The sequence below is a fragment of the Chamaesiphon sp. GL140_3_metabinner_50 genome (assembly GCF_025361915.1).
Lineage (GTDB): Bacteria > Cyanobacteriota > Cyanobacteriia > Cyanobacteriales > Chamaesiphonaceae > Chamaesiphon.
Map to the genome: position 1 here is coordinate 1 of NZ_JANYJC010000108.1, position 6858 is coordinate 6858.

Here is a 6858-nt window from a genome sequence, read left to right on the forward strand (position 1 = left end):
TTGGCTTCAGGATTGGGAGGGGTAGAAATTTTGTTAACTAAACCACCACTAGCTGCTGGGGGTGCTGCGGCTGTTGCGGGTGCCGCCGGGGCAGCTTTTAACTCACTCTGAGAGATATTAGCAATCTGCACGCCTTTAGGAATGCTTTCTCGCAGATCTTGAAGGATGGCAGACCAAGGTTGCACCTGATTGAAAACACTAGTTAATGATTGGTTTTGGTCGGTGGCTGAGGCGATTTGTCCGTTCAGCTCTGCCAATTTAGCATCCTGAACTTTGAGACTACCCAATTTTTGGTCGAGGTCTTTTTGTTTAGCTTCGAGTTGAGTGGTTTGCTGACCTAACAATAGCCAACCGCCGCCTGTAATTAGCAAGCCTAATGCTGCGATGCCAACGCCTACAAATAGGGGAGCTTTGCCATATTTAGCAGTCGGCCCGATGGTCGTGTTGTTGATAAACTCGCTTTGTGCGCCTGTCTGATAGTCAGCGCGTTCGCGCAGTAAATTAATATCGATAGTGTACATATTGTTATACCTCGCGCATACCTAAGCCCAGGACTACACCGAGTCCGGGTCGTTGACCGATGGGAATATCCATCTCTGGTTCCAAGCCTAATCCGCCGATCGGATCGACTTGAGTGGTGGGAATGCTCAATCTTTGGGTAAAAAAGAGGTCGAGCTGTCCTAAGCCACCACCTGGCCCAGCTAGGAGCAGTTGTTCGAGCTTGAGATCTTGACCGTTGTGGCTCATGTAAAACTCGATACTGCGGCGCACTTCATCGGCTAATTCGGTGAGAATCCGCATCATGGCAGCCATACCAGGATTAATACTAGTCATCGCTTCGCTATGGTTATTCATGCTGCTGACAGGGACATCGGGGATGGTGATATCTTGTAATGCGTCAGAATTTCTAGTCAGCGGTAAATTCATCGCGCTACTGAGAGCTTCTTGCAGTTGGAAAGTCCCGATCGGCACGGTACGATTGAATTGAGGAATACCATTAACAACGATCGCAATTTCGGTACAATCAAATTCGATATCAATTAGTACGACGGCTTCTTGCGGTGCAAATTGGCGCAGTTGTTCTTTAATTGTGCGGAGAACGGCAAAACTACTAATCTCCAGAACTTTAACTGCTAATCCAGCATACTGAAAAGTCTCGATATAACTATCGGTAACTTCTTTGCGGGTGGCTGCCAGCATCACTTGAATTTTATCTAACCCATCTTCGTCGGTTACTAAATCGAGTTTTTGATAGTCGATATCGACTTCTTCACGCGGGTATGGTAGATATAATGCTGCCTCATGATTGAGAATTAAATCGCGTACTTCTCGATCGTTTAATTCGGCTGGTAATGGAATTAATCTAATCACAGATTCCCGCATCGGCACGGAGGTAGTGACGTGAGTTGCCTTGATTTTGTTGTCGGCTAAGGTCGTCCGAATCAAGTCACCTAACTCTTGAGGATTGATAATGCGCCCTTCTTCAAAAATTCCTTCAGGAACTTCTGCAAAGCAGAGCTTTTTGAGCGAGAGATCTGCACCTTTTTTTTGGAGTTGGGCAATAACGATCCGTTCGGATCCAAGTTCGATCGCCACTCCACTACCTCGTTGAGGGAATAGATTTTTTAATCGATTAAGCATATAAATTTGTTACTCATAGCCGGGAACATGCCACTAGGATGAAGTAGCGAAGACGGGGGGACAATGCACTGTGAAGCTGGAGGGAAAGTTCCTAGAAGACGGTTGGGTGACTCCTCGATCGATATCGATCTGAATTATTTAAATATTCAATTACTCTCCTACTTAAATTACCCGTAACTACCCATCACAATTAACATCGCTAATAGTTTTTTTCCCGATTTGCTCAAATTACTCGTATTACGATCGCCATCACAACGATCGATCCCAACGATCTCAGTCCAAAAAATCTACTCTGTGAGCCACTTTTAAGCCATCCGTTCAAATGAATCAACCCAAAAATTACCCTCGATCTATTTTCCCCACTTCTTACTCCTGACTCCTGACTCTCCAACGGTATCGATCGGCACAAGCACAGACTCATCAACTCGACTATGATGATATGAGATCGAACCTCTATACCTGCTGCTAGGCAGGCGATGGAGTTGTTAGCATTAGTTTATTTAGAGTTGAGGACTGCTATGTCAGGATCGCCAGTTTCAGCATCGCGGATTTCGGTAGTTTCACCATCGCTGCTCGTGAGTATGGCTGCGACTCCTTGGTTGAGTGCGATCGTCGGACTCCAAGCTGCGGGTAACCTGCTCGAACGGCTGGGAGTAGCCAGTGAAGAGGTATTTAGAGGCGATCGCTTGCCTGTATTACATTTTACCGATCGGAGCGAAGACATCGATACATCAGCAGATCGATCGGTAGACATTGTATTTTCAGACATCGAGCCATCTACCGATGTGAAGATCTAGCTTGAGGTGCTGGAAAATCGCTATTACTGCGGCTGAGATAAAGCGACCTTTATCTACTGTCGTCTCCAAATCTTTGATATAATTAGGAGCGACTTCGAGTAGCAATCGATCTGGCTCCACATCTAGCGATCGTACTAGCGACGCGCTGGTAAAGCCTCTTTAAGAGCAGCAAAATTTTTTCATCGTGAGGTCGTTCGATCTTATTAACCTGGCAAGTTGATGATAAGAGCGTCACCTTGGGTTGTTTTCACTCCCACGTCCATATCGCGAGCAAATGTTATATGCACCCGCTAACCCACATTTCGGAACCAGAATTAATGGTTTCTTCACCATCCACTCTCTTACTAAATCATCGGCTCAAAGTAATTGAAGACTTGTGGGAGCGCGTGCTTCGAGATGCTTGCGGTCAAGATTTAGTCAATCTGCTCAACCAACTGCGCGAAATGTGTTCGTCAGATGGGAGTCTATCAGAACCCCTATCGCACGAAGTTCACCAACTGATCGAAAAGCTCGATCTTAAAGATGCGATTCGTGCCGCCAGAGCATTTGCGCTGTATTTTCAATTGATTAATATTGTCGAGCAACACTACGAACAGTGCGAACAGAAGTTAGCACTAAAATTATCGCTTCAGTATTCAGCACCCAATGTAACTAGCACTGCCATTAACCATCATGCTGAAAGTAGCAATCCCCCATTAGGTGCGGGATTGCTCGAAAAAAATTGGCAAGCGTCTACCGATCCGCAAAAAGAGCGCGGTACATTTCACGCGCTATTTCCCTTACTTAAAGCTGCTGGAGTGCCGCCGCAACACATTCAGCGACTATTCGACGAGCTAGATATCGGCTTAGTATTTACCGCTCACCCCACTGAAATCGTCCGCCATACCATTCGCGATAAGCAACGGCGAGTCGCCCAAATTCTCGAAAAGCTCGATCGCGCTGAGGAAGATTTAACCCGATTGGGAATTCAGTCTTCTTGGGAAGTTATCGAACTCGAAGGACAACTCCTCGAAGAAATTTTGCTGTGGTGGCGGACGGATGAATTACATCAATTCAAACCGACAGTTTTGGATGAGGTAGACTATACCCTGCACTATTTTGAGGAAGTATTATTCGATGCGATTCCGCAGCTATCTCAACGATTGAATACAGCTCTCAAGCAGTCTTTCCCCCATCTGAACCCACCTAGCAATCGGTTTTGTCGGTTTGGCTCGTGGGTAGGATCGGATCGAGATGGCAACCCTTCGGTTACGCCAACAATTACTTGGCAAACTGCTTGTTATCAGCGCGGCATCGTGCTGAAAAAGTATATTAAATCGATGCGGGGCTTGACAAATACGCTCAGTCTGTCGCTGCATTGGAGTAATGTATTACCAGAGTTATTAGAATCGTTAGAACAAGATAAAGCGCATTTCCCTGAAATCTACGATGAGCTGTCAATTCGGTATCGTCAAGAACCATATCGACTCAAATTGGCATATACGATCGAACGACTCGCCAATACCCTAGATCGATCGCGGCAAGTTGCCAAATGGGATAGCTTAAAGCTGCCCAAAGCAGACCTCAATCCCCACACCTGCTACCATTCTGGAGCCGATTTTCTTAAAGAACTAGACCTGATCCGACGCAGCATTCAGCAAAATGGGATAACTTGTCAAGCCCTAGAAACGCTAATTTGTCAAGTCGAAATCTATGGGTTCAATCTCGCCCAACTAGATATTCGTCAAGAAAGTAGTCGTCATGCCGATACGATCGCCGAAATTACCGATTATCTCCAGGCATTGCCCGGATCTTATCACGACCTATCCGAAGCCGATCGAGTCACTTGGCTGGTTGCCGAACTCAAAACCCGCCGCCCCTTAATTCCTGGCGAACTCCCATTCTCGGACAAAGCTGTAGAGACGATCGAAACCTTTCGGATGCTGCGCCGACTCCATCAAGAATTCGGCCCTGAAATCAGTCAAACCTATGTAATTAGTATGAACCGAGATGTCAGCGACATTCTCGAAGTCATGCTGCTAGCCAAAGAAGCGGGTTTGTACGATCCGGCAACCGGGATTACCAGCCTGCAAGTAGTACCCCTATTTGAAACCGTCGAAGATCTGAAAAAAGCACCGCTAGTCATGCAGTCGCTATTTGAGTTGCCATTGTATCGATCGGCATTAACAGGCGGCTACGAGCCAACTCCAAAGAATGCGATTCCCGGTTTGGTACCCGATTTGCAAGAGGTCATGCTGGGCTATTCCGATAGTAATAAAGATGCGGGCTTCCTCAGTAGTAACTGGGAAATCCACAAAGCCCAAAAAGCCCTCCAATCGATCGCCGAGAAATTCGCCGTCAAGCTGCGGATTTTCCACGGCAGGGGGGGAAGCGTCGGGAGAGGCGGCGGCCCATCCCACGAGGCGATTTTAGCCCAACCAGGGCAGAGTATTAACGGGCGGATCAAGATCACCGAACAGGGTGAAGTGCTTGCCTCTAAATATTCACTGCCCGAATTGGCACTATATAACCTCGAACAAGTGGCGAGTGCGGTGATTAAAACCAGCCTGATGTCTGGTGGAGTCGATGATATCGAGCCGTGGAACGAAGTTATGGAAGATCTGGCAGATCGATCGCGCAAACACTATCGCGCACTGATTTACGATTGTCCCGATTTAGTTGATTTCTTCCATCAGGTTACCCCGATCGACGAAATCAGTCACCTGCAAATTAGTTCTCGTCCCGCTCGTCGCGGTGGCAAACGCGATCTTGCCAGTTTGCGTGCCATTCCCTGGGTATTTAGCTGGACGCAAAGCCGCTTTTTACTACCCTCCTGGTACGGTGTCGGGGCGGCACTTCAGGAATTTGTTGCCGAATCGCCAACTGAAAATTTCGAGTTGTTGCAAGGTTTCTATCGTAAGTGGCCATTTTTCAGAATGGCAATTTCCAAAGTAGAAATGACGATTTCTAAAGTAGACTTGCAAATCGCACGTCACTATATGAACGAACTCGCACAACCAGAATACAAAGAGCAATTCGAGGTACTATTCGATCGGATTACCCAAGAATATCTACTCGTCAGCGATATGGTGCTGCGGATTTCTGGACACGAGAAATTCTTAGACGACAATCCCGAACTCCAACGATCGATCCAATTGCGGAATGGTAGCATCGTTCCGTTAGGATTTTTGCAAGCCTCTTTGCTCAAACGCCTGCGCCAACACGGCGGTACGGGGATGATTTATTCTCGTTATTCTAAGAAAGAACTCCTCGATGGCGCGCTGTTAACCATTAATGGCATTGCAGCGGGAATGCGGAATACAGGTTGATGCGATCGGATTTTGTGACTTGCCTTGCCCTCAAGGAGCTTCTGTATACACATCTCTGGAGTGAAGCGAGATTGGGATCTCAAAACAAAGTCTAACTGATTTATGTATACACAGTAGGATTTGGGGAATGCTGGGGCGGGGTCGAGGACTTCCCCCACTTCCCTCAGGTTGGTTACAATAGAAACAGCACCCCAGGAGAAGCCTGCATGACTGTTTCGATCGATCCCAAGACATTTTTGTTATCAAAGCAACTACCAAATCTGAGTTATTCATCGACGACTCATCGATTTGATGAAACCTGGGAAGCTCCATTAGCGACACTGCTGGGTTTAGGACGAGCGGCTGGTGCCGATTTTGTCGAATTTTTCTTAGAGCGATCGAACTATATTAGCTGTCTGGCTGAAGACGATCGGATTACTAGTATTTCGCCTCGGCTGTCTACAGGCGCGGGAGTGCGGGTATTTAAGGGTAAAGCCGATTGTTATGTCAGCACCAACGACCTATCCTTCATGGGGCTAAAATCTGCCTTAGAGAAGGCGTTGGGAATTATGGCTTTACATTTACCCGCGCCGAATTCGTACGTACCAGAAATCAACCTGGAATTGTTGCGCGACTATGCGACCAAAAAGGGTAAAGATAGCTGGTTGAAAGAGTGTAGCTCGATGCGTGAAATGGGCGATGTATTACTCGCCGCCAATGACAAGCTCAACCAAAAGGCGACCCACGTACAATCCCGTCGGGCGGCTTATTTCCGCGATTGGCAAGAAGTGTTAGTCGCCTCTAGCGATGGCACATTCGCGCGCGATATTCGACTGACACAATCAGTCGGGTATAACTTATTATGCGCCGATGGAGCCAATCGTTCTTCGATCGGGCAACGAGTTGGCGATACTAGCAACCCCAAATTCTTGACTAGTTGGGATTATGCCACCACAGCCGAAGATGTCTCGGAGTCGGCGGGTAAGATGCTTTATGCTGACTATGTAGAATCGGGGACTTATCCGATTATTATGGCGAACCAGTTCGGCGGCGTAATTTTCCATGAAGCCTGCGGACATTTACTCGAAACCACCCAAATCGAGAAAAATACTACTCCCTTTGCAGAGATGAAG

4 protein-coding genes and 1 pseudogene are annotated in these 6858 nt (G+C 47.2%); 3 read left to right on the plus strand and 2 right to left on the minus strand.

Annotated elements, in window-relative coordinates; translation table 11 throughout:
- Both Q0R35_RS05880 and pilM read right to left on the minus strand, forming a co-directional pair.
- Positions 1–521: pseudogene (locus Q0R35_RS05880) on the minus strand (hypothetical protein); the annotation flags it as partial.
- 4 nt (positions 522–525) lie between these two features.
- Positions 526–1641 carry a type IV pilus assembly protein PilM gene (pilM, locus tag Q0R35_RS05885; RefSeq protein WP_295615163.1) on the minus strand — a complete coding sequence of 372 codons (1116 nt, stop codon included), beginning with the start codon at positions 1639–1641 and terminating at the stop codon, positions 526–528.
- A 518-nt stretch (positions 1642–2159) separates the two neighbouring features.
- On the opposite strand from pilM, the gene Q0R35_RS05890 reads away from it, so the two are divergent.
- From Q0R35_RS05890 to Q0R35_RS05900, 3 genes are all read left to right on the plus strand, one after another.
- Positions 2160–2438 carry a hypothetical protein gene (locus tag Q0R35_RS05890; RefSeq protein ID WP_295615164.1) on the plus strand — a complete coding sequence of 93 codons (279 nt, stop codon included), beginning with the start codon at positions 2160–2162 and terminating at the stop codon, positions 2436–2438.
- Positions 2439–2719: 281 nt separating this feature from the next.
- Positions 2720–5746, plus strand: a complete 3027-nt coding sequence (gene ppc / locus Q0R35_RS05895) for a phosphoenolpyruvate carboxylase (RefSeq protein ID WP_295615165.1) — start codon at positions 2720–2722, stop codon at positions 5744–5746.
- A 206-nt stretch (positions 5747–5952) separates the two neighbouring features.
- The coding region (locus Q0R35_RS05900) for a TldD/PmbA family protein (RefSeq protein ID WP_295615166.1) at positions 5953–6858 on the plus strand (906 nt) is incomplete at its 3' end.